This window comes from Paenibacillus sp. sgz302148 (assembly GCF_056120465.1).
Genome location: NZ_JBVYOJ010000005.1, coordinates 280,152 through 300,593 on the forward strand (window position 1 = coordinate 280,152; position 20,442 = coordinate 300,593).

At 53.3% G+C, this 20,442-nt stretch carries 18 protein-coding genes; 14 read left to right on the plus strand and 4 right to left on the minus strand.

Annotated features, from left to right (window positions below; all coding sequences use genetic code 11):
- Positions 1 to 373 precede the first annotated feature (373 nt).
- The 6 genes from mnmL to AC0LWM_RS10010 all read left to right on the plus strand — a co-directional run bounded on the left by mnmL (position 374) and on the right by AC0LWM_RS10010 (position 4,455).
- On the plus strand, positions 374 to 1,336 hold the full coding sequence (mnmL, locus tag AC0LWM_RS09985) for a tRNA modification radical SAM protein MnmL/YtqA (protein ID WP_474674774.1): 963 nt from the start codon (positions 374 to 376) through the stop codon (positions 1,334 to 1,336).
- Positions 1,306 to 2,073, plus strand: coding sequence for a tRNA (mnm(5)s(2)U34)-methyltransferase (locus AC0LWM_RS09990; protein ID WP_474674775.1), 768 nt, complete (start codon positions 1,306 to 1,308; stop codon positions 2,071 to 2,073). Before mnmL ends, AC0LWM_RS09990 begins: the two co-directional genes overlap by 31 nt.
- A gap of 61 nt (positions 2,074 to 2,134) precedes the next feature.
- Positions 2,135 to 2,512: a hypothetical protein gene (locus AC0LWM_RS09995; protein ID WP_474674776.1), complete on the plus strand. Its 378-nt coding sequence runs from the start codon at positions 2,135 to 2,137 to the stop codon at positions 2,510 to 2,512.
- A gap of 24 nt (positions 2,513 to 2,536) precedes the next feature.
- Positions 2,537 to 2,920: an MmcQ/YjbR family DNA-binding protein gene (locus tag AC0LWM_RS10000; protein ID WP_474674777.1), complete on the plus strand. Its 384-nt coding sequence runs from the start codon at positions 2,537 to 2,539 to the stop codon at positions 2,918 to 2,920.
- Positions 2,921 to 3,055: 135 nt separating this feature from the next.
- On the plus strand, positions 3,056 to 3,448 hold the full coding sequence (locus tag AC0LWM_RS10005) for a VOC family protein (protein ID WP_474674778.1): 393 nt from the start codon (positions 3,056 to 3,058) through the stop codon (positions 3,446 to 3,448).
- Between the two features lie 38 nt (positions 3,449 to 3,486).
- Positions 3,487 to 4,455 (plus strand): type I phosphomannose isomerase catalytic subunit, encoded by a 969-nt coding sequence (locus tag AC0LWM_RS10010; RefSeq protein WP_474674779.1) that lies wholly within the window; start codon positions 3,487 to 3,489, stop codon positions 4,453 to 4,455.
- Between the two features lie 468 nt (positions 4,456 to 4,923).
- Here AC0LWM_RS10010 and AC0LWM_RS10015 read toward each other — a convergent pair whose 3' ends face one another.
- Entirely contained in the window at positions 4,924 to 6,630 is a 1,707-nt protein-coding gene (locus tag AC0LWM_RS10015) for a sensor histidine kinase (protein WP_474674780.1), read from the minus strand.
- Positions 6,579 to 7,274: a response regulator transcription factor gene (locus AC0LWM_RS10020; RefSeq protein WP_474674781.1), complete on the minus strand. Its 696-nt coding sequence runs from the start codon at positions 7,272 to 7,274 to the stop codon at positions 6,579 to 6,581. Before AC0LWM_RS10020 ends, AC0LWM_RS10015 begins: the two co-directional genes overlap by 52 nt.
- A gap of 370 nt (positions 7,275 to 7,644) precedes the next feature.
- Between AC0LWM_RS10020 and AC0LWM_RS10025 the strand changes: the two genes are divergently transcribed.
- The 8 genes from AC0LWM_RS10025 (at position 7,645) to AC0LWM_RS10060 (ending at position 17,884) form a co-directional block, all read left to right on the plus strand.
- The gene (locus tag AC0LWM_RS10025) at positions 7,645 to 8,301 is read left to right on the plus strand and encodes a carbohydrate ABC transporter permease (protein ID WP_474674782.1); all 657 of its coding nucleotides are present in this window, start codon (positions 7,645 to 7,647) and stop codon (positions 8,299 to 8,301) included.
- Entirely contained in the window at positions 8,298 to 9,170 is an 873-nt protein-coding gene (locus AC0LWM_RS10030) for a carbohydrate ABC transporter permease (RefSeq protein ID WP_474674783.1), read from the plus strand. Before AC0LWM_RS10025 ends, AC0LWM_RS10030 begins: the two co-directional genes overlap by 4 nt.
- Before the next feature lie 52 nt (positions 9,171 to 9,222).
- Positions 9,223 to 10,338 (plus strand): efflux RND transporter periplasmic adaptor subunit, encoded by a 1,116-nt coding sequence (locus AC0LWM_RS10035; RefSeq protein WP_474674784.1) that lies wholly within the window; start codon positions 9,223 to 9,225, stop codon positions 10,336 to 10,338.
- A 14-nt stretch (positions 10,339 to 10,352) separates the two neighbouring features.
- Positions 10,353 to 11,762 (plus strand): ABC transporter substrate-binding protein, encoded by a 1,410-nt coding sequence (locus tag AC0LWM_RS10040; protein WP_474674785.1) that lies wholly within the window; start codon positions 10,353 to 10,355, stop codon positions 11,760 to 11,762.
- A gap of 239 nt (positions 11,763 to 12,001) precedes the next feature.
- A complete protein-coding gene (locus AC0LWM_RS10045) occupies positions 12,002 to 12,937 on the plus strand; it encodes an ABC transporter permease (protein ID WP_474674786.1) in 936 nt (311 codons plus the stop codon).
- A gap of 11 nt (positions 12,938 to 12,948) precedes the next feature.
- Positions 12,949 to 13,863, plus strand: a complete 915-nt coding sequence (locus AC0LWM_RS10050) for a carbohydrate ABC transporter permease (protein WP_474674787.1) — start codon at positions 12,949 to 12,951, stop codon at positions 13,861 to 13,863.
- A 34-nt stretch (positions 13,864 to 13,897) separates the two neighbouring features.
- A complete protein-coding gene (locus AC0LWM_RS10055; RefSeq protein WP_474674788.1) occupies positions 13,898 to 15,541 on the plus strand; it encodes an extracellular solute-binding protein in 1,644 nt (547 codons plus the stop codon).
- A gap of 105 nt (positions 15,542 to 15,646) precedes the next feature.
- Entirely contained in the window at positions 15,647 to 17,884 is a 2,238-nt protein-coding gene (locus AC0LWM_RS10060) for a helix-turn-helix transcriptional regulator (protein WP_474674789.1), read from the plus strand.
- Positions 17,885 to 18,023: 139 nt separating this feature from the next.
- Here AC0LWM_RS10060 and AC0LWM_RS10065 read toward each other — a convergent pair whose 3' ends face one another.
- Both AC0LWM_RS10065 and melA read right to left on the minus strand, forming a co-directional pair.
- Complete coding sequence (locus AC0LWM_RS10065) at positions 18,024 to 18,959, minus strand: carbohydrate kinase family protein (protein ID WP_474674790.1); 936 nt, start codon at positions 18,957 to 18,959, stop codon at positions 18,024 to 18,026.
- A gap of 2 nt (positions 18,960 to 18,961) precedes the next feature.
- Positions 18,962 to 20,302 (minus strand): alpha-galactosidase, encoded by a 1,341-nt coding sequence (gene melA / locus AC0LWM_RS10070; RefSeq protein WP_474674791.1) that lies wholly within the window; start codon positions 20,300 to 20,302, stop codon positions 18,962 to 18,964.
- Positions 20,303 to 20,442 lie beyond the last annotated feature (140 nt).

A 20,442-nucleotide genomic window follows, 5' to 3' on the forward strand; every position in this document is an offset into this window, starting at 1 on the left:
GAAGATACATTCGTGTTATAGAGGTAGCTTTTCTTGGTAAAGAATGTTCTCTTTCGGTCTACACTTTACCGAACTCTAACATTCTTTATCGTTAAGAAAAGCTTCCGATCGAAGCCTTTCGACGAAGATACATTCGTGTTTAAATGTTGTATCGGGTACAACATTCCCCCATTCACCGGGTTCTATTTTCAGGAATTGTTGCAGTAGATGCAGCAATTTGGGCAATAACAGGCGATATCCAAGGAAGTTGTTGTATAAACTGCAATTTCCAGCTTAAAATCGCCTCTTTTGGTACTATGCTGTTGTATGCAGTACAACATTTTGAAAATCATGTTACAACGATTTAATGGCAATCAGCAAAGGGGATTCCTTTATGGAACAAACAATACATGCCACGGGAAATCAACCCCGCTTGTGGGTGGATAAAAGATTTCATACGTGGAACTACGAAATGCGGGAGCAGTTCGGCGGCAAAGTGTTCAAGGTGATGCTGGACGCGGGCTTTACGTGCCCGAATCGGGACGGCTCCATTGCCAAGGGCGGCTGCACGTTTTGCAGCGCGCGGGGCTCGGGGGATTTTGCCGGAAGCCGAAGGGACGACCTCGTGACGCAATTCAACAATATTCGCGACCTGCAGCACAAGAAGTGGCCGGAAGCGAAATATATCGGCTACTTTCAAGCCTATACGAACACGTACGCGCCGGTAGAGGAGCTTCGTGAATATTATGAAGTCATTTTGCAGCAGCCTGGCGTCGTTGGTTTGTCAATCGCGACAAGACCGGACTGCTTGCCTGACGATGTCGTCGATTATTTGGCGGAGTTGAACGAACGCACTTATCTCTGGGTGGAAATGGGGCTGCAGACGATACATGAATCGACTTCGACGCTCATCAATCGCGCCCATGATACGGCTTGTTACTATGACGCGGTGGAACGGCTGCGCAAGCGCGGCATTCGCGTTTGTGCCCATATCATCTATGGCCTGCCGGGCGAAACGCACGAGATGATGCTGGATACTTGCCGTGCCGTGGCCGGAATGGACGTGCAAGGCATTAAGATCCATCTTCTCCACTTGATGCGCAAAACGCCGATGGTGAAGCAATACGAAGCCGGGCTCGTCCGCTTCTTGGAGATGGACGAATACGTCAAGCTCATCGCCGATTCGCTGGAAATGCTGCCGCCGGAGATGATCGTGCACCGGCTGACCGGGGACGCCCCGCGCGACCTGCTCATCGGACCGATGTGGAGCCTCAAGAAGTGGGAAGTACTGAATGCGATCGACGCCGAACTGAAAGCGCGAGACACGTGGCAAGGCAAGTACTGGAGGGCGCCGTAGCGATGGGCTTCTTGTCTGTACTCAGCTTTGCGCATAAATTGGCGCAAGAGCGCGTGCTGCCCGGCGACACGGTTGTTGACGCGACCGTCGGAGGCGGCGTCGACACGTTGTTTCTCGCCGGGCTTGTCGGCGAAGGCGGCCGCGTTTACGGCTTCGACGTCCAGCGCGAGGCGCTGGACAAAACCGCCGCGCGGCTTGCGGCCGCAAACATCGGCTGCGCCGTCGAATACAGCAGCGGCGCAAAACCTGACCGCGGCGTGGCGATGAACGGCGAAAAGCCAGCCTACGCTGGCGGAGGTCTTCGCGATGAAGCGCAACCTCGCGGTTCGACAGGTATAGCGGATCGCTGCCCCGATCCGGCACATGACGGCATTCACCCGCGAGTTCTGCTCGTGCAGCGCAGCCATGCCGAGATGGCGCAGACGCTGCAGGAGGAGTCGCATGGCAACGTGGCCGCGGTCATGTTTAATCTCGGCTACTTGCCCGGCTTCGATCAAACCGTCATCACGACGCCGGAATCGACCCTTCCCGCGCTGGAAGCGGCCTTCTCCCTGCTTCGCCGCGGCGGCATCGCGACGATCGTCGTATACCCCGGCCATGAAGGCGGGGATACGGAAGCGGCGGCCGTTTACGAATGGGCCTCGAAGCTGCCCGGCTCGGCTGCGCAGACGGTCATCTACCGGATGATCAACCGCAGCGATAATGCTCCCTATCTGATTGCCGTCGAAAAAAGATAGAAACCGAGATGCTACATTAATAGAAGCAACTCTCACACTCGTTCAATCGGGGGGTAGAAGCATGGCCGCACACAGCAAGTTTACCGGTGTTTTTCAGCAGCTTAAACAAATTTTGATTCCTTACGCGTCCGAAATGCTTGTCAAAGCGGACAGCGACGAGCAATATTATTTGGATACGCATAAGATTTACACGAAAAACAAGCTGCCCGTCTTTTTTGGCTCGGTGAAAATCGGCAAAAATTATGTCAGCTTTCATTTGATGCCGGTATATGCCTGTCCCTCTTTGCTCGAAAATATGACGGACGAGTTAAAGAAGCGGATGCAGGGCAAATCGTGCTTCAATTTCAAGCAAGAAATCACACCTGCCGTCATCGACGAGCTATCTGATTTAACGGCGCGCGGTTATCGATATTACAAGGATAACGGTTTGTTATCCTAACAAGGCGAGGAGGCATGCGGCAAAATGCACAACCCATCGATCAAGTCCGCAAAAGGAAAGCAACTGCTCGAAAAAGTCAGAAGCGAGTGCATGAAACTGCCCGAGATGACGGAAGCGGTTGATGCCTTCGGCCATACTTCGTTCCGCGTCAAGGACAAGCCGTTTGTCATGATCGGCGAACATGCGGAAACAGAAAAGGCGTCGCTTTCCATCAAAACATCGCCGTTTACGCAAGAAGTGCTTTTGCAGCAGGAGCATTACTATAAAACGCCGTACATCGGCCAACACGGCTGGGTTTCGATCCGCGATTTCGATCGGGTCGAGTGGCAGGAAATCGTCGGATTGATCGAGGAAGGTTATTGCCGGGCCGCGCCAAAAAGGCTGCTAAAGCAGCTCGGCAAGGCTTGACATCCTCCTTGCAAGTCGGTACCTTGAGTTTATGGCTTCCCATTCTACAAACTTAGCATATGCTTCCGTTGCAAGTTTTGTTGCGAGGACTGCTCAGGAAGCTAGGCTTCACAAAACTTTTAGGAGGTTCCCCCCATGGCAATCAAAAAGCTGGAGCACGTTGGCGTTATGGTCAAGGATATGCAGGCTTCGATCCGCTTTTATACCGAAGTGCTTGGCATGGAGCACACGTCGACGCTTGTACATAACGACGAGAACATCAAACTTGCCTTTTTATCCTTCCCAGGCGCCAAACAAACGGAGATCGAGCTGGTCGAAGGCTTTAATCCGAACCTGCCGGCGGAAGGCAAAGTGCATCATCTCGCCTTTACGGTGGACGACGTCGAGCAAGAGGTCGATCGTCTGAAACAGCTGAACGTTCCGCTCATGGACACGGAAATTACAACGTTGTCCAACGGCAGCCGTTATTTCTTCTTCTACGGTCCGGACGGCGAACTTCTTGAATTTTTCCAACCCGGCACGAAATAATCGTTGCCATCCAATCCATATCGAAAGCAGGCATCATCATGACAAAACCTTATCCATTGCAATTTCAACCGGAAATGAAAGAACGAATTTGGGGAGGACGCGCGCTTGAGCAGTTTGGACTCGAGCTGCCCGAAGGCGCCATCGGCGAAGGCTGGATGATCGGCGATCACCCGAACGGCACCACCAAAGTCATAAACGGCGAACTTGCGGGTCTCGGACTGGATCAAATTCGCGAGCAATACGGCAAGGAGTTTTTCGGAACGCGCGGATTTTCGGAGAAAAACGGCCGCTTCCCGCTGCTGATCAAGTTGCTGGACTGCAACGACGATCTGTCGATCCAAGTTCATCCGAACGATGACTATACAGGCTTGCCGCAAGGCGAGCTGGGCAAAACGGAAATGTGGTACGTGCTCGACGCCAAACCGGGCGCCAAAATCATCTACGGCATGAAGCCGGGCGTAGACCGCGAGCAGCTCAGCCAAGCGATCGCCGAAAACCGGATCATGGACTGCTTGCAGGAAGTGCCGGTTGCCGCAGGCGACTCCTTCTACATTCCGGCGGGAACCGTACATGCTTTGTGCGCGGGCGTGGTCGTAGCGGAAATTCAGCAAAACTCCGACACGACGTATCGGCTGTACGACTACAACCGTCCGGGCCTCGACGGCAAGCTGCGCGAGCTGCACATTGAAGATTCACTTAACGTCATCGCCTACGAAGGTTCCGGCGCGACCCGCATGAAGACGGATGGCGCCAAGGCGAACGAATGGCTGACGCTGGCGACTTCCCCTTATTTCATCGTCGAAAAAGGCATCGTGAACGCGCCATGGAGCCTGCAGACGACGCCGGAAAGCTTCACGATCGTCGTCGTTTGCGACGGCACCGGCTCCATCGCATGGGACGGCGGCGCGCAAGATGTCAAAGCCGGCGAATGCTTCCTGCTTCCGGCAAGCCTCGGCGCCTACACGCTGCAAGGCGGCATGACCGTGCTGCGCAGCTACTTGCCTTAAGCGCGGGGTACCTGCTTGCGTTGGCAATGAGTCAGACGGATGATAGACTCGCCGACATTCAGGTCATGCATCGCACGCGAATAACTGGATTTCATGCAGTTAATTTTGCATGAATGCGGCGATATGCCAGCAACAACTGGAAAACATGCTGTTATTTCCGCACATTTCAATCCTATCGAACCAATATCGTAAAAATAAATGCATGATTTCCATTTATTCGTGGGATTAGAGAACCTTGCGTCGAATTAACGACATGTTTTCCAGTTATTTTATTCTCAGGTGAGTTTAAACCGTCAACCCTCACACTGGCAAGGCGCACAACGAGATTGGCGCCGGCGTCAAAAGAGCCCCCGCAGCAAAGCGCTAGCGGGGGCTCTTTTTCAAGCTAATTGCAAGCCGATTTAGGTCTACACAAAGAAAATGATGCCCTGTATCGCGCGGACCTGAGTTTTGGCCGAAGCGAATCGGTTACGGCGACGATGGCTGCTCCACGGGCGGCACGGAAAGTTCCGACGCGGGAAGCGTGAAATCAAACGTGACACCTCCCCGCTCATTACGCGCTTCGTACCGGCTGCCGTGCAGCTCGAGAATTTGCTTCACGATGGCGAGCCCGATGCCGGTGCCGCCGCCTTCCCGGGTGCGCGCTTTGTCGACGCGATAAAACTGGCCCCATATGCGCGAAAGCTCCTTCTCCGGGATCGGTTCGCCCTCGTTATGGACGGAGAAACGCCAGTCGCCCCCATCCCGTGCAGCCGACAGCGTGACCGTCCCTCCTTCCGGAACGTGCCGCACGGCGTTCGTGACCAGATTGGTCAGCACTTGCCCGACCCGGAACCGGTCCGCCTCAACCTCGACCTCCCCGTCCCCTTCCGCAGGCAAGGACAATTCCACCCGGACGTTTCTTTCCGTTCCGAGCGCTTTCGCCCGCTCCCCCGATTCCCTTAGCAGCTCCGACGCATCGAACGGCTCCCGGTTCAGCCTATATTGCCCGGCTTCGAGCTGGGACAGGTCCAGCATATCGCCGACAATGGCGGACATGCGCCGCGTTTCGTCCAGGATGACCTCCACGTATTTCTCCCGCTTGGCTCCGGATGCGATGTTGTCCTGCAAGCCTTCCGCATACCCTCCGATCAGGCTGAGCGGCGTTTTGAGCTCGTGCGAAACCCCGGTCACGAAATCGCGGCGCATCCGCTCCAGCGCTTTTTCCCTTTCGATATCTTCCCGCAGCTTGTCGTTGGCCTCGCGAAGCTCCGCGAGCGCCCGTTGCAAATTATCCGCCAGGAAATCGAAAGTACGGGCCAGCTTGCCGATCTCGTCCTTGCGGCGCCACCGGATGCGTGCGGAAAAATCGAGCGACGCCAGCCTGCCGGCAAGCTCGTTTAAGGAGCGGAGCGGTTTGGTGAGAATGCCGGCGTACAGGAAAGCAAGGAGCGGCACCAGCAGGAAAGCGACGCCAAACGCGTACCACGAAAAGTCGTGAATGGCGCTCGCGGCCCCGATAATCGGCTGCAGCGAGGATACGGCGAACAGCACGGTTCCGTAGCCGAATCCGTCGGTTTTGAGCGGAGCGACCGCGATCAGCTGCTCGCCCCCAAGCTTAAGGGGGCCAACTCCTTGAGTACGGTATACAAGCGTTTCACGCTGCTTCATGACCCGATCAAACACTTCTCCGTCCCCCTGCCATTCCGCAAGGGCCGGCCAAAAATTGTCGGACTGCTCATTGATTGGACCAAGGGGACCGGGGTACTTAAATCCGTAAAATTGACCCAGCCGAAGATTAGGTACGTATGATTTAATAATTACATTTTTCTTATTCTGCATGTCTCTTTGGATAAGGATTCCACCGTCCTTCTCCAGGGTCACCAGCGAAATCTGTGCGAAATATTCATTTTCGAACTGAAAAAAGTATGAAGGGAACCCGCCCTCGGAGGAAGTCGGCATTCCTTCGCTAACATACCGATCCCGAATGAAATTGATTTGCTCCGTAATGTCCTTGATTTGCCGACGCTCGTAAAATGATGCGAAGCTGCCCGCAAGCACCGAAAACAGCAGCCCGAGAAAAAGCATAACGACAAGAAACGTGATGGCGAACAGCCGAAAAGCGACGGAATGTCTCCACTTGGTCACGGCGTCACCTTCATCCGGTACCCGTTTCCCCTCAAGGTAACGATCCACTCCGCCCGGTCGCCCAGCTTTTGGCGCAGCCTTTTCACATGGGTATCGACCGTCCGGGCGTATCCCTCGTAATCGTAACCCCACACGGCATCCAGCAGCATCTCGCGGCTGAGGACACGGTTGCGGTTGCGAACGAAATGGAGAAGCAAATCGAATTCTTTGGGCGACAGCACAAGAGGCATCCCGAATACCGTCGCTTCTCTCGCCGCAACGTTCAGCGTCAGCCCTTCCATTTCCAACCAATCGCCTTCTGTCTCGTTTAGTGCCTCTTTTTTCGTCGTCTCCGCTCGCTTCAGCAAAGCTTTGATTTTGGCCACCAGCACTTTGGGGCTGAATGGTTTAGTTATGTAATCGTCGGCGCCGAGGTCATAGCCGAGCAGTTTGTCGTCTTCTTCGGATTTGGCCGTCAGGAATACGATCGGCACATCCGACTCGGTCCGGATCGCTTCGCATACGTCGTACCCGTCCAGACCCGGCATCATAATATCGAGAATAACAAGATGAGGCGCATGCTGCCGGAATGTCTCCAGAGCAGTGTCTCCCCGCTTGCATTCGCATGAGTCCAAGCCTTCTTCCTCCAAATAATCCGCGATCAGCTCCCGGATGCGCCGTTCGTCCTCGATAATCAGCACTTTCGGTTTCATGTCGGCTCCTCCTTTCGCCTAATTATAGGCGAGCGTACGCAGCTTTGTCACGCCGCGGCCTGTCACACGGCTGACACAAAACGCGGATATAATGGGCCGTAATCGCGACCGAACGCGAAGCAACGCGCCTTAGAAAGGAGGAGATCATCTGAAACGGATTCGAGTACAATACCGGCGGGACGCGCCGTTCGCGCTGCTGTTCCTTGCCCCGAGCCTCGCCGGATTTCTTCTGTTTTTCATCGTCCCGTTCGGGGCGGTCATCTATTACTCGTTTATCGATAATCCCGTAAACGGAAACTTTGTCGGCATCAACAACTACGAAGCATTGTGGGCCAGCGGATCATTTCGCAAAGCGTTCGCGAACTCCCTGATGTTTGCCTGCGTCAGCGTGCCTTTGCTCTTCGCGGCATCGCTTGGACTGGCTCTGCTTCTTAAGGGGAAGCTGCCTTTCCGCCAATCGTTCCGGACGATATTTCTGCTTCCGCTCGTCGTTCCCGTCGCTTCCGTCATCCTTGTATGGCAGACGCTGTTTCATTGGAATGGCGCGATCAACGGCCTCTTCGAGGAGTGGGGGCTCGATCCCGTCGATTGGATGAACACGAGGTGGGCGTTTGCCGTCATGCTGGCCGTATTCGTTTGGAAAAACGCCGGCTACAACCTGGTCGTTTTTCTCGCCGGTTTATCCAACATCCCGACGGAACAGTATGAATCGGCGTCGATCGACGGCGCGGGGAAATTCCGCCAGTTCCTGCACATTACATGGCCGGGACTTGCGCCTACATCCTTTTTCGTCATCGTCATGAGCATCGTCCAATCGTTCAAGGTGTTCCGCGAAACGTATTTGGTGGCCGGCGCTTACCCGCACGACTCCATTTACACGCTGCAGCATTTCATGAACAACATGTTCAAGTCGCTGGACTATCCGAAGCTGACGGCGGCGGCCGTCTTGCTGTCGATCGTAATCGGGATTACGGTGTACGTCCTCTTCCGGGCGGAAAGACGGTCAAGGGAGGCGCTCGAAAAATGACAACCGCTTTGCGCAATACGCTAACTTCTTTCAAAGTGACGTTCCTTGCCCTGATCGTGCTTGCGATTTTGTTTCCCGTCGTGCTGACGGTCAGCAATTCGTTCATGTCCGAGGCGGAAATCGGCCGCCATTACGAGGCATTGAACAGCGGCGATTCCGCCGCAACGCGCAAACATGCAATGATCCGCCTTATCCCGGAAAGCGTCACATTATCCCAATTCGGCGAAGTACTGCTCAAGCGGCCGAAGTTTTTGCTACATTTCTGGAATTCGGTCAAGCTGACGCTCCCCATCATCCTCGGACAGGCGATCGTCGGCACGCTAGCTGGGTTTGCGTTCGCAAAACTGGCTTTCCCCGGGAGGGACAGGCTTTTCTTCGTTTATTTGCTTACGATGCTCATGCCGTTCCAGGTTACGCTCGTGCCGAACTACCTGGTGGCGGATAAGCTTGGCCTTTTGAATAGCTACGGAGCGATTGTGCTTCCCGGAATCTTCGCGTCGTTCGGCGTGTTCCTCATGCGGCAGTTCATGGCGGGCATTCCGGACGCCTATCTGGAAGCGGTGAAAATCGACGGCGCAGGCCCCATTCGGGCATTTCTCCATATCGCGCTGCCGCTCGCCAAGCCGGGCGTCGCCGCGCTCATCCTCCTATCGTTCGCGGATAACTGGAACATGGTCGAGCAGCCGATCTTGTTTCTGACCGAGCAAATTCGCCAGCCGTTGTCCGTCTATTTGGCGAATATCGCCGAAGGGGCGCGAGGGGTCGCTTTCGCCGCGTCCGTCCTATACATGGCCCCGATGGTGCTTATTTTCCTCTACGGCGAAGAGCATCTGGTGGAAGGCATTCAAATGTCGGGAATCAAAGGGTAAGAATGGCAGGAAGATTATGCATCGCAAAACTTTTAGGAGGTGATATACGAACATGCAACGGCGAAAAAAGACGCTGCGCTGGATGATCGGCCTTTTTTTCTCCGGCCTCCTCGCGCTTACGTTTTTGTCCAATACGATTCAGGGATTGTCGCTGCCCAAAGTATCCGCCGAGAAGCCCGAAATGGGCGGTCTGGATCAGAACGTATCGGGCGACGGGGTTCTCCGGGCGGCGCATACCGCGCAGCTTTATGCGGAAGGGGACTGGAAGGTCGACAAGATCCTTAAGCGCAAGAACGATCGGGTGAAACGAGGCGATCCGCTCGTCACCTTCGATACGGCTTCGACAAAAAGAACATTGCAGGATGAAAATACTCGCTACGAGCAGCAGAAGCTTCAGCTCGCCAAGATGACGGATCAGCTGAAAACGATGCTGCGGAGCGACGATGCGGCCGGCATCGAAAACCAGAAACGCGACATCGAAAGGCATCAACTGGATATGCAGATGCAAGAGCGCAAAATCGCCGATCTGAACAAGCAAATCGCTGAAGGCGGCATGCTGAAAGCGCCCATTGACGGCGTCATCACTTCCCTTAACGCTTCCGAAGGAGCAGCCTCCGGCCGCGGACAGGCGATCGTCGAAATCGCCGACGACGCTTCCGGCTACCAATTTTCCATTGTGGCGAACAGCCTCGCTGCTTCTCCGCTTCGCATCGGCGACAAAGTCGTTGTGCAGCTGGATGAAACACCACAGAGGAGCATTGACGGAATGATCTCCGAAATCGAGGACGCATCGGCGGACAACAACGGGGGCAACGGCGGTAACGGTGCGAACGGATCGGATGACGTAAATAAAAAAATTACGTTCGACGTGAAGGACCCCAAGCTGCGGCCTGGCTTGAAAGCTTCCGTCAACATCAAAAACCAAAGCAAATCATTTGGGCTGCAAATCCCGAAGTCCGCGCTCAAACAAGACAATAACGGTTATTACGTGTTCACCGTGACGGAAAAAGACGGTCCGATCGGAGCCGCTTATTACGTCAGCAAAGCCTATGTAACGATCAAAGACGAGAACGAGAATACGGTAGTTACGGACGGGCTGAGGCCTGACGAAAAATTCGTTACGGAAGCCAGCGAACCGATCAGCGACGGAGACCGCGTCCGTTATTAAAGGGAGGAAACGAAATGAAAACATGGAATAACGTTTGGAAAACGGGTGCACTGCTCCTGCTATGCGCCGCAGTAACGGCATGCTCGGGAGGAAAAAACAATGAAGGAGCGGGCGGATCGCCGGAATCATCCGGCAGCGCGCCGAAAACGTCTGACGGCAAAACGGCCGTCACGATGACCGTCATGACCAAAGACCGCTTCCTGGCGGAAGCGGAGCAAAAGTTCGAAGCCGCACATCCCGACATCGACATTCAAATCCAAGAAATTGTGCCTGCGGACACGAGCAGCGGCGACAAAGTCGTGATGTTTTCCGATTCAGGTCCCAAACCGGAAGATGTGGATAAATACGTAAACAGCGTCAATACCGCGATCATGTCGGGCAATGCATCGGACATTATTTCCTTAGAAAATTTGCCCGTAGACAAGTACGCGGAAAAAGGACTGCTAGCGGATTGGAACGAACTCGCCGGCAAAGACGGCAACTTCAATAAATCCGATTATTACGAGAATATTTTTGACAGCGTTTCGAACAGCAACGGCTGGTACGGCATCCCCGCCTCCTTCTCGTTAGACGTCATGCTCGGGGATTCTTCCCTTCTGAAGCAAAACGGCCTGGACGACAAAACGTGGACATGGGACCAATTCGTCGGCCTGCTCGAGAAAACGAAAACCGAAGGCAAATTCGGCATTGCCATGATGACGCCCGAAAAGCTGCTCGAATTTGTCGCCGGATCGGTTTACGGGCAGCTGGTGAAGAGAGATGGCGCTTCCGCGGCCTTCGATGCCGATGCGTTCCAAGCGTACATGGAGAAGATCAAGAAGCTCTACGATAGCGGTCTGGCAACCTCGGAGAAGATGGGACCGAATGCAAGCTTTAGCCACATCAACATGCAGAACCCGATCAATATCGTGATGATGCCGCAAATGAGCGGGAACTCGCAGGCGATGCTTCGTCCCCCGGGAACCGGCAAGGACGAGGGCATCCCGTTCAAATCGAGCCAGGTGCTCGGTCTGAACGCGAATTCGAAAGCGAAGGATGCGGCCTGGACGTTCGTCAAATTCCTGCTTTCCGAAGAAACACAGTCCTCGATGGCGCTGATGAATTTTCCCGTGAACAAGACGGCGCTCAAAAACAAGCTGACCCAGGTGCAGCAAATGCTTACGGGCAAAGGCGACGGACAAGGCAAGAAGGGCAAAATCATGATGAAAGGTCCGGATGGGAAAGAAGTCCAACCGACGCTGACTGACGAAGATATCGCCAAAGTAGTGGACTTAATGCCGTCCGTCGGCAAATATACGAATCAAGATCCGAAAGTGCTCAGCATGATCGCGGACGAATCCGCCGCCTATTTTTCCGGCAGCAAACCGGCTGATGCGGTTGCCAAATCGCTGGCAGGCCGAATTAACACCTATTTGAACGAATAACCATATACGAATAAAGGCTGTCCCGCAGAAGATGCATGTCATCTTCGCAGGACGGCCTTTCTCACGTTCTTGAACGTTGTCAAAATCCGATAAACGCTGGTATCAAGCACATTCCTCAGCCAGCGAAAATATTGCGCAGCCGCTCAAAAAATGTTGCTTGCCCTGAAGATCGGGTGCGCTATATCATGAAGCTGCGGAACGGGCCCGGTTACGCAATCGCTAACTGAAAGGGGAAGATCATGAGAGCAACGAGATCGCCTTCGAAGCGCTTATCTTTTCGCTTCCGCGAAAATATGCAGCTGTACTTGATAATGCTTCCCGTTCTGATCCACATTTTTATATTCAGCTACATTCCGATGTACGGTATCGTGATCGCCTTTCAAAATTATTACCCGGGGAAACCTTTCCTTTCGTTTGATGGAAGCGTTAACTGGGTTGGCCTGCAGCACTTTATCGACTTTTTTAACGGTCCGTATTTCGGAAGACTGATGCGCAATACGTTTCTGCTTAGCGTTTATACCCTCATCTTTGGCTTTTGGGTGCCGATCTTGTTCGCGCTTCTGCTGAACGAATTGAAGAGCGGTCTATTCAAAAAGTACGTGCAAACGGCCAGCTATCTGCCTCATTTCATTTCGAACGTCGTCGTTGCGGGCATGGTATTGTCCTTTATCAATGTGGACGGCATCGTCAACGCCGTCGTGAAGCTGCTAGGCGGAACGCCGGTAGCGCTCAATACGGAACCCGGTTATTTTCCCGCCATCTACACCATTACGAGCATATGGAAATCATTCGGCTGGAGCAGCATTTTATATTTGGCCTCCATGTCTTCCATCGACCCGCACCTTTACGAAGCAGCCAAAATGGACGGAGCCAACCGGTTCAAGCAAATGCTTCATATTACGCTGCCCTCCATTCGACCGACCATCTTCATCCTGCTCATCTTCGCGATCGGCAACCTGCTGTCGGCAAACAGCGAGTTTATTCTATTGATCTATAACCCGATGGTTTACGAAACTGCCGATGTCATCGGCACCTATCTGTACCGCGACGGCCTGCTTGGCGGCAATTTCAGCTCGGGGGCGGCAGTCGGACTGTTCATCTCGGTAATCAATTTCACGCTGCTTTACGTCGCCAACAAGCTAAGCCGCAAATATTCTGATTATGCCTTGTGGTAAGGGGGAGAACGATGACCACCACCCCGGTCGGAACACATTCGAACAAGATCAGGCAAGGTTCAATCGCGGTCGATATTGTCCTATATGCCATCGCCCTCGTCATTTGCTTGATCACGCTGTATCCGTTTTATTTCGTCGTCATCATGTCGATCAGCTCGCCCCTGGAAGTGGCGGCCATGAACGTTTTTTGGTATCCGAAAGGCCTGTTCCTGAAATCCTACGAATTGATCGTAAGGGATTCGAAAATGTGGTGGGCGTACTCCAATACGTTGATTTACGTTACCGCAGGGACGTTACTGAACTGCATGACGGCCGTATTGGGCGCTTATCCGCTTACCGTACGCAAACTGAAGGGGCGCAAATGGGTGATCGCTTTCCTGCTGATCCCCATGTATTTCGGGGGCGGGTTAATCCCGACCTACCTGCTTGTCAACAAACTCGGATTGTACAATACGATGCTCGCGGTCATAATCCCCGGGATGGTCAGCATCTGGAACATCATTCTCGTGAGGACGTATTTCACGACGATTCCGGAGGGGCTCAAAGAATCCGCTTTTATCGACGGTGCCTCCCACTGGCAGCTGCTGTTCAAAGTCATCCTGCCTATCTCGAAGCCGATCATTGCGGTTATCGCGATTTATACGGTCGTCGGCATATGGAACAGCTGGTTCGACGCCTTGATTTATTTGCCGAACGAAAAGCTTCACCCGCTGCAAATGTATTTGTACCGTGTCGTCGTCCAACAAACGGTCGATTTGAAGATGCTGTCGCTGGAGGATACCCGCAGTGCGGTAGCCAATATGCTGTCGAACATTCAGTTGAAATATGCGATCATCGTGTTTACGACGCTGCCCGTTATTTTTACGTACCCGTTCTTTCAAAAATATTTTATCAAGGGAGCACTGCTCGGCTCGTTAAAAGAATAATGCTTAATACCATTCAGAGGAGGAATCTAACGATATGAAGCTCTGGAAAAAATCGTTCCTAACCGCCATGGCGGCGGTTTTGCTCATCGGATCGGCCACCGCTTGCAGCAGCAGCGGCAATAAAACGGAAGAAAACGGCGACACCGCCTCCACCGGCTCATCCGGCCAGCAATCGAGCAAACTTCGGCTGCTCGGCCCTGCCGGCGCGAACAAGTACATCAAGTTCGAGGACAGAGAGAAATATCCGGTATGGAAAGAGGTCAGCAAGCTGTTCGATTCCGCCGGCCTTCAGCTTGATTACGAAATGGTTCCGAACGAGCAGTATAGCGTCGTCATAAAGACAAGAATGGCAACCGGAGCCGATCTTCCCGACATCGTCAACATTTCCGCACTCGACAATACGACGGTGCTCAACCTAGCCAAGCAAGGCGTCCTGCTCGACCTTAATCCGTTGATCGAAAAATACAGCAACGGCAACATTAAAAAAATGTACGACGTCGACTTCCCTTACGCCAGAAAAACGACGACGTCCCCCGACGGCAAAATGTATTGGTTCAGTAATTTGCACAAGAAGACGTACCAACAGAAGGATCCTGCGCCCGTCTCGCTCACCATGCTCCTCCGCAAAGACTGGCTCGAGAAGCTGAAGCTACCGGTGCCGACGTCGGCGGAGCAATATTTGCAAACGCTTAAAACAATGCGGGACAACGATGCGAACGGCAACGGACAAAAGGATGAGGTGCTCGTTTACGACCCTAGCAATTTTGGAGGCTCCATTGCCCAATGGTTCGGGCTAGGCACAAGCATCACGGCCGTCGACGTAGAGAACAAAAAAGTCGTCTCCCCGTGGTATCAGGACGGAATCAAGGACTACTTCCGATATTTGCAGCGTCTCGTGAAAGAAGGCGTGCTCGACACAAGCCTGATCGGAGCGACCGAAGAACAAATTCAGCAGAAAATGACGAACAACCAGATCGCCTCGCTGCATAATTACAATATGGAAACTTGGTATGAGCCGACGATTCAGGGCGGCGGCGATTATCTTCCGCTCATGCCGCTTCCGGCGGTAGACGGCATTACCCCTGCGGCGCAGTTGGAGCCTCCGTTCCTCGTATGGCAGAAATATGCCATCACCAAAGACGCCAAAAACGTCGAAGCAGCCATTAAATTTTTCGATACGGTTTATTCGGACAAATACGCCGAACTGCTCTACTGGGGCATCGAGGGCCAAACCTACAAAACGGACAGCAGCGGCGCCAACGTATATATCAACAACGGCTCGGACGAAGAAAAGGCCAAATCGGGCCAAGTGAACGGGAGCAAGCTGTTCGGGGACACCGTCTTTCCGCGCGTGCAGTTCGCCAATCTCGAGTTCGAGCTGACCAGCGTGCCGAAGCATAAAGCGGATAACGAGCTAAGCGTTATGAATTATAAACCGTATTATGTCAACATGAATAATAACTATTTGGCGATTCCGGATGACAAACAATTGGAGACGAAGACCAAAATTTTGACCAATTTGTCCACGTACTCCTCGGAGCTTGCCACCAAGCTCGCACTAGGCCAAAAATCGCTCGACAACTGGGACGAATATATTGCGGAGTTGAAGAAACTCGGTCTTGACCAACTGCTTGAAATCGACCAGCAATTGCTTGACAGGTACAATAGCATCCAGTAAGGTCAAGGAAAATATGATAAATATAAGATGGCAGATTCCACTCCCATGCCGGGTCTGCCATTTTTCTTTCCTTGTTTCTTTGTATTCCACGAGGGAGGGCCACCCATGGACAAAAAAAGGTTCGGAAGCAAAACGTTTCGCAAAATTTTCATGTCCTACACCGCCATTCTCATTATCCCGATCATCGTGTTCAGCGCCTTGAACGTACACCGGAACATCATGGAAGAACAGCGCCAGCAATACGAAAAGCACGCCTCGGACGCAAAGCGGATCGCGGATATCGTGGACAACAAATTAAACGAGCTCAAAAATCTCGGCAAAGTGCTGGGCGGCGAATCCTGGGTTAAAAAAATGATGCAAAATACGAACGTATACGACCAAGAATTCGATTTGCTCAAAATGCTCGAAATCCGTAAACGTTTGGAGGACGATATGAACTCGCTCGGCATTCTTTCTTTCGGCATGGTGGTTTTTCCGGAGAAACAGCTCGTTCTGTCTTCGTGGGGCACTTATGCGGAGAAAGACTTTTTCGCGGAAATCGCCGAATTCGGCGACGGTGCCGGGCAATCGATTCAAAATTCCTTCCCGGAGTATAACTACTTCAAAATTATGCCGCCGGCGTCCATGAAGCTATGGGGCAACAGCAAACGTGTCATTCCCGTGCTTCAAAGCCTGGAAGTGGTCAATCACCCGCGCGCGGTTTTGGTCTTATTTATTGATAACGCTTACTTCACGGAATACATGCGTCGTTTCGGAGGCATCGAGTCCAAGGAAATCGAAATTTCATCCCATAATGCGACCGTGTATAGGCAAACACGCGGCATAACGGACGGTGACCCGTCCGAAGGGAAAGAATACAAGCTTGTTCTGCCGTCTCAAGTGAGCGAATGGCAATATGCGATCTCCTATGCCGACAGCAGCGGGGTTTGGATCCATAATTTGTTCGGCTCGCTGCTCGCCATTATCATTTCGATCGCCGTCGGCACATGCACGGCTTTCTTATTGGCCAAAGTCAGCTACCGCCCGCTCCGCGCTTTGCTGAACAAGCTCGCCGGCGCACTGCGGTATGAGGATGTCCGAAGCGGTGCGGTCTCCGGCTCCGAATACAATTATATCGAGAAGTCGTTCGATCGCTTGCTGCTTGAAAACGAAAAGCTCCAACAATCGATGCAGGACTACGAAAGCGCCGCAAGGTCGAACATGTTCCTCCGTTTGCTGAAAGGATATTTTCCGGACGATCATCAGTTGAACGGGCTGAAAAAATTCGGAATCCGCTATACCGATGACATGCACTATTGCACGATGCTCGTCAGTTTCCACGCCATTCGGGATTTCTCCGACTTCGCGAAAATACGCAAGATCGAGATGATCACGATGCTCGTCGTCGAAAAAGCGATGCAAGGCTATGGGCTTGACTTCGAGCTGTTTGAAGTGACGTACGCGGACAAGGCGCTGATCGTGTCCTCCGAAGATCGATTCGGGAACGACGGCATGATCGAGCGAATCGCTTCTGAAATCGCGGCGGAAATCGAGCGATCTTGCGGATTTCACCCTGACGTCCTCTATGGCACGATAGAGAAAGGTCTTGTCGGCATCAGCAAATCGTATTATGCGGCGAACGAAAGCTTGCAGCATAAAATCTTTTCACGCGGACATTTGCTTGCGGCACAAGAGGAAACGATCCAGAACGAAGTCGACTATTATTACCCGACCGATTGGGAAGTGCAGCTGATCAATAATTTGAAGATCGGCAACCTCGACACGTCGATGCATATTTTGCAGGAAATCAGCGCGGAAAACGGCAAGCGGCAGCTATCCGAAGGCAGCACCGTCAAACTCGTTTCGTTATTGATGGAAACGATGCTTCGGGTGCTTCAAGAGCTGAATCTCGATACGGGCATTTATGCCAAACAATTCGCGAACCGCGTCAGCGCAGCCGACACCGAGTCGATGTGGAGCTACGTGTATGAAGTCGGCACGTTATTGTGCGAACGGAACCGGTACTCCAACACGTCGTCGACGATGGAAGTCGGCGGCAAGCTTCTTCAATACGTGAACCAGAATTACACAAGCGCCGACGTTTCGTTAAAAAAGCTGGCGGAGTTGTATCAAATGTCCGTGTCGAACGTGTCAAAACTATTCAAAGAAGTGTCGGGCATCAACTTTTACGATTATTTGTGCCGATTAAGAATGGAAATGGCCAAAGAATTGCTGCGTGAGCAAAAATGCGCAATCGACGATATCGCCCACCGGGTAGGCTACGAGAATGTATATTCGTTCAAGCGCGCCTTCACCCGCTATGCGGGCATCAAACCGGATGAATACGTGCAGCTTGCCATCTGAAAGGAAGGTACGGAAATGCCGTAAATCCGAGTCCGTTTTTCACCGCGCCCGTGCAAATTAAAGTTTGACCTCTCCCCTGCGTACTTTGTTCGTCAAAGCCCGTTCCTCCTCATTTGCAAATCACGCGGACGTCAGAGCCTTACGGTTTGAGCGTCCGCGTGCGCATGAAGCGCTCAATATCGTCCAGCGAAGATACCTCGCTCGCCCCGCCGATCCGCTGCGTCGCGAGTGCGCCGCAAGCACTTGCGAAGCGGAGCCGCTCCTCCGGCGGCATGCCGCTGAGCCGGCCATAGATGAAGCCTGCGTTAAACGAGTCGCCGGCCCCGGTCGTGTCGACCGGAACGATGTCGTAGGCGTTCGTGCGGGTGATGCGGCCATCCGTTTCGACGGCCATAGCGCCGGATGCCCCTCGCTTGACGGCGACGAGGCCGCGTTCCGCTGGCAGCCGTTCCAGCGCCTCCTCCAAGCTGTCCGCGCCGAAAATGTGCATCAGCTCTTCCTCGCTCGGCATGAACAGGTCCGCGTGCGGCAGCAGCGCCGTAATTTTGTCGCGATGCCACGCCCCGTGCAAATCCCAACCGGTGTCAAACGATGTGCCGATGCCCTGCTCCTGCGCTTTGCGGAACAGCTCGGACCAGTGATCCTGCATCGCGTCCTGCAAATAATAGGAACCAAAATGAATATGCTTCGCTTCCCGCAGCATCGATTCCGGCAGATCGTCCGGCGTAAGGCAAGGAATCGCGCCCATATAGGTCATAAGCGCCCGGTCGGTGCTCGTCGAGAACGACAGCGTGACGCCGGTCTTCAGCGCAGCGTAGCGCTTCACATGATCGGTGTTGACCCCTTTCTCCCGCAGCCTCTCGATGCAGAACGCGCCGTATTCGTCGTCGCCGACGACGCTGACGAACCGGACGTCGCAGCCGAGACCGGCCAAAGCGCATGCGGTAATCGCCGAAGACGAGCCGAGCACCGTATCGAACGTATCGAGCAGCTTCTCGCGATTGAAGGCCGGGATGACGTCGGCGCCCGTCATGATGATGTCGACGTTCAGTTCGCCGACTACGTAAATCGTCATGTTTAGTTCAGCTCCCCGATATATTCTCGTTCTGCTTCGTACAGTTCGTCGAACATCGCTTTCATCTCGGCCAGCGAGCAGACGGCCGCGGTTAACGGATCAACCATCAGCGCCCGCATCGCCATTTCCTTGTCGCGGTGGAGTACCGCCGAAACCGCCAGCTCGAAAAACGCCATGTTGCTTCGGCACAGTGCCGCAAGATGCTCCGGCAGCTTCCCGAACTTGGTCGGATGGATGCCCGTACGATCGACCAGGCAAGCGACTTCGACAACGCCGTCGGACGGCAAATTTTCGATGAGTCCGCCGTTCGGCACGTTGCCGTAAATGACCTTCGGCTCGTTTTTGACCATCGCTTCGATGATCGTCGACGCATATTCATTGCTGGACGTATAGTCGATCGGCTCTTCGCCGGACAGGTGACGCAAAATTCGCTCATCGTTGTAGCGCCGCCAAATCGGCCAGTTGTTCGCGTAAAAACCGGTGCCGCCGTTATAGCCGGTGCTGCAATGCTCGTCGATCAAATCCTGGCGCTTGCGGTAATACGGAATGTATTCGGAAAAATGTCCGCTCGATTCCGAAACGAAAGCGCCCAAGTACTTAACGGCATCGAGCCGCACCGGATCTTTGACCAGCAGCGCTGGGTCCTTCATTCGTTCGAGCAGCACCGGATACAAATCTTTGCCGTTATGCGACAGCTCCACGAACCAGGACATATGGTTGATGCCGCCGGCACGCCACTTCAGCTCCTCATAAGGAACGCCGGTGTACTTGGCGAGTTGGCGGGATGAGTTTTGTATGGAATGGCATAATCCGACGACCGGGATGCTCGTGATCTTCGCCGTGGCGAGCGTGACCGCCGACATCGGATTCGTGTAGTTCAGAATCGTTGTTTTCGGGCATAGCTCCTCGATGTCTTTAACGATTTCGATCCAGTCGGGAAGCGTCCGCAGCGTCTTGAACAAGCCGCCCGGACCCATCGTGTCGCCGATACATTGCTTGACGCCGTATTTCAACGGAATTTCGAATTCGTTCTTGACCGTATCCATCCCATTCACTTCGATCTGATTGATGACGAAGTCCGAATCCGACAGCACCTCCCTGCGCCGTGTCGAGGAGATGACGCTCCACTTCTTGCCCGAATGGACGACAATCTTCTCCGTCAGCTTGTGCGCGATTTCGAGCCGCCGTTCGTCGATATCGACTAGCGCAATTACCCCTTCATCCATTCCGTCTATATTCAAAATGTCGATGACTAGCGCTTTTGTAAACACGCTTCCTGCGCCGATGATCGATATTTTCGTCAATTGGATCACTCCCCCAGATCGTTTTTGCAGCAAATTCAAAATAAATTCACCCATAATATAATCAAAAGTTGCGCGAACGTCAACGAATTTTTATATGTTTTTGCCGCGAATTTTTATTGCCCAATAATTGACTCCACCTTGAAAATATTATAAAGTGAACGTATACAAATTTGCCGCAA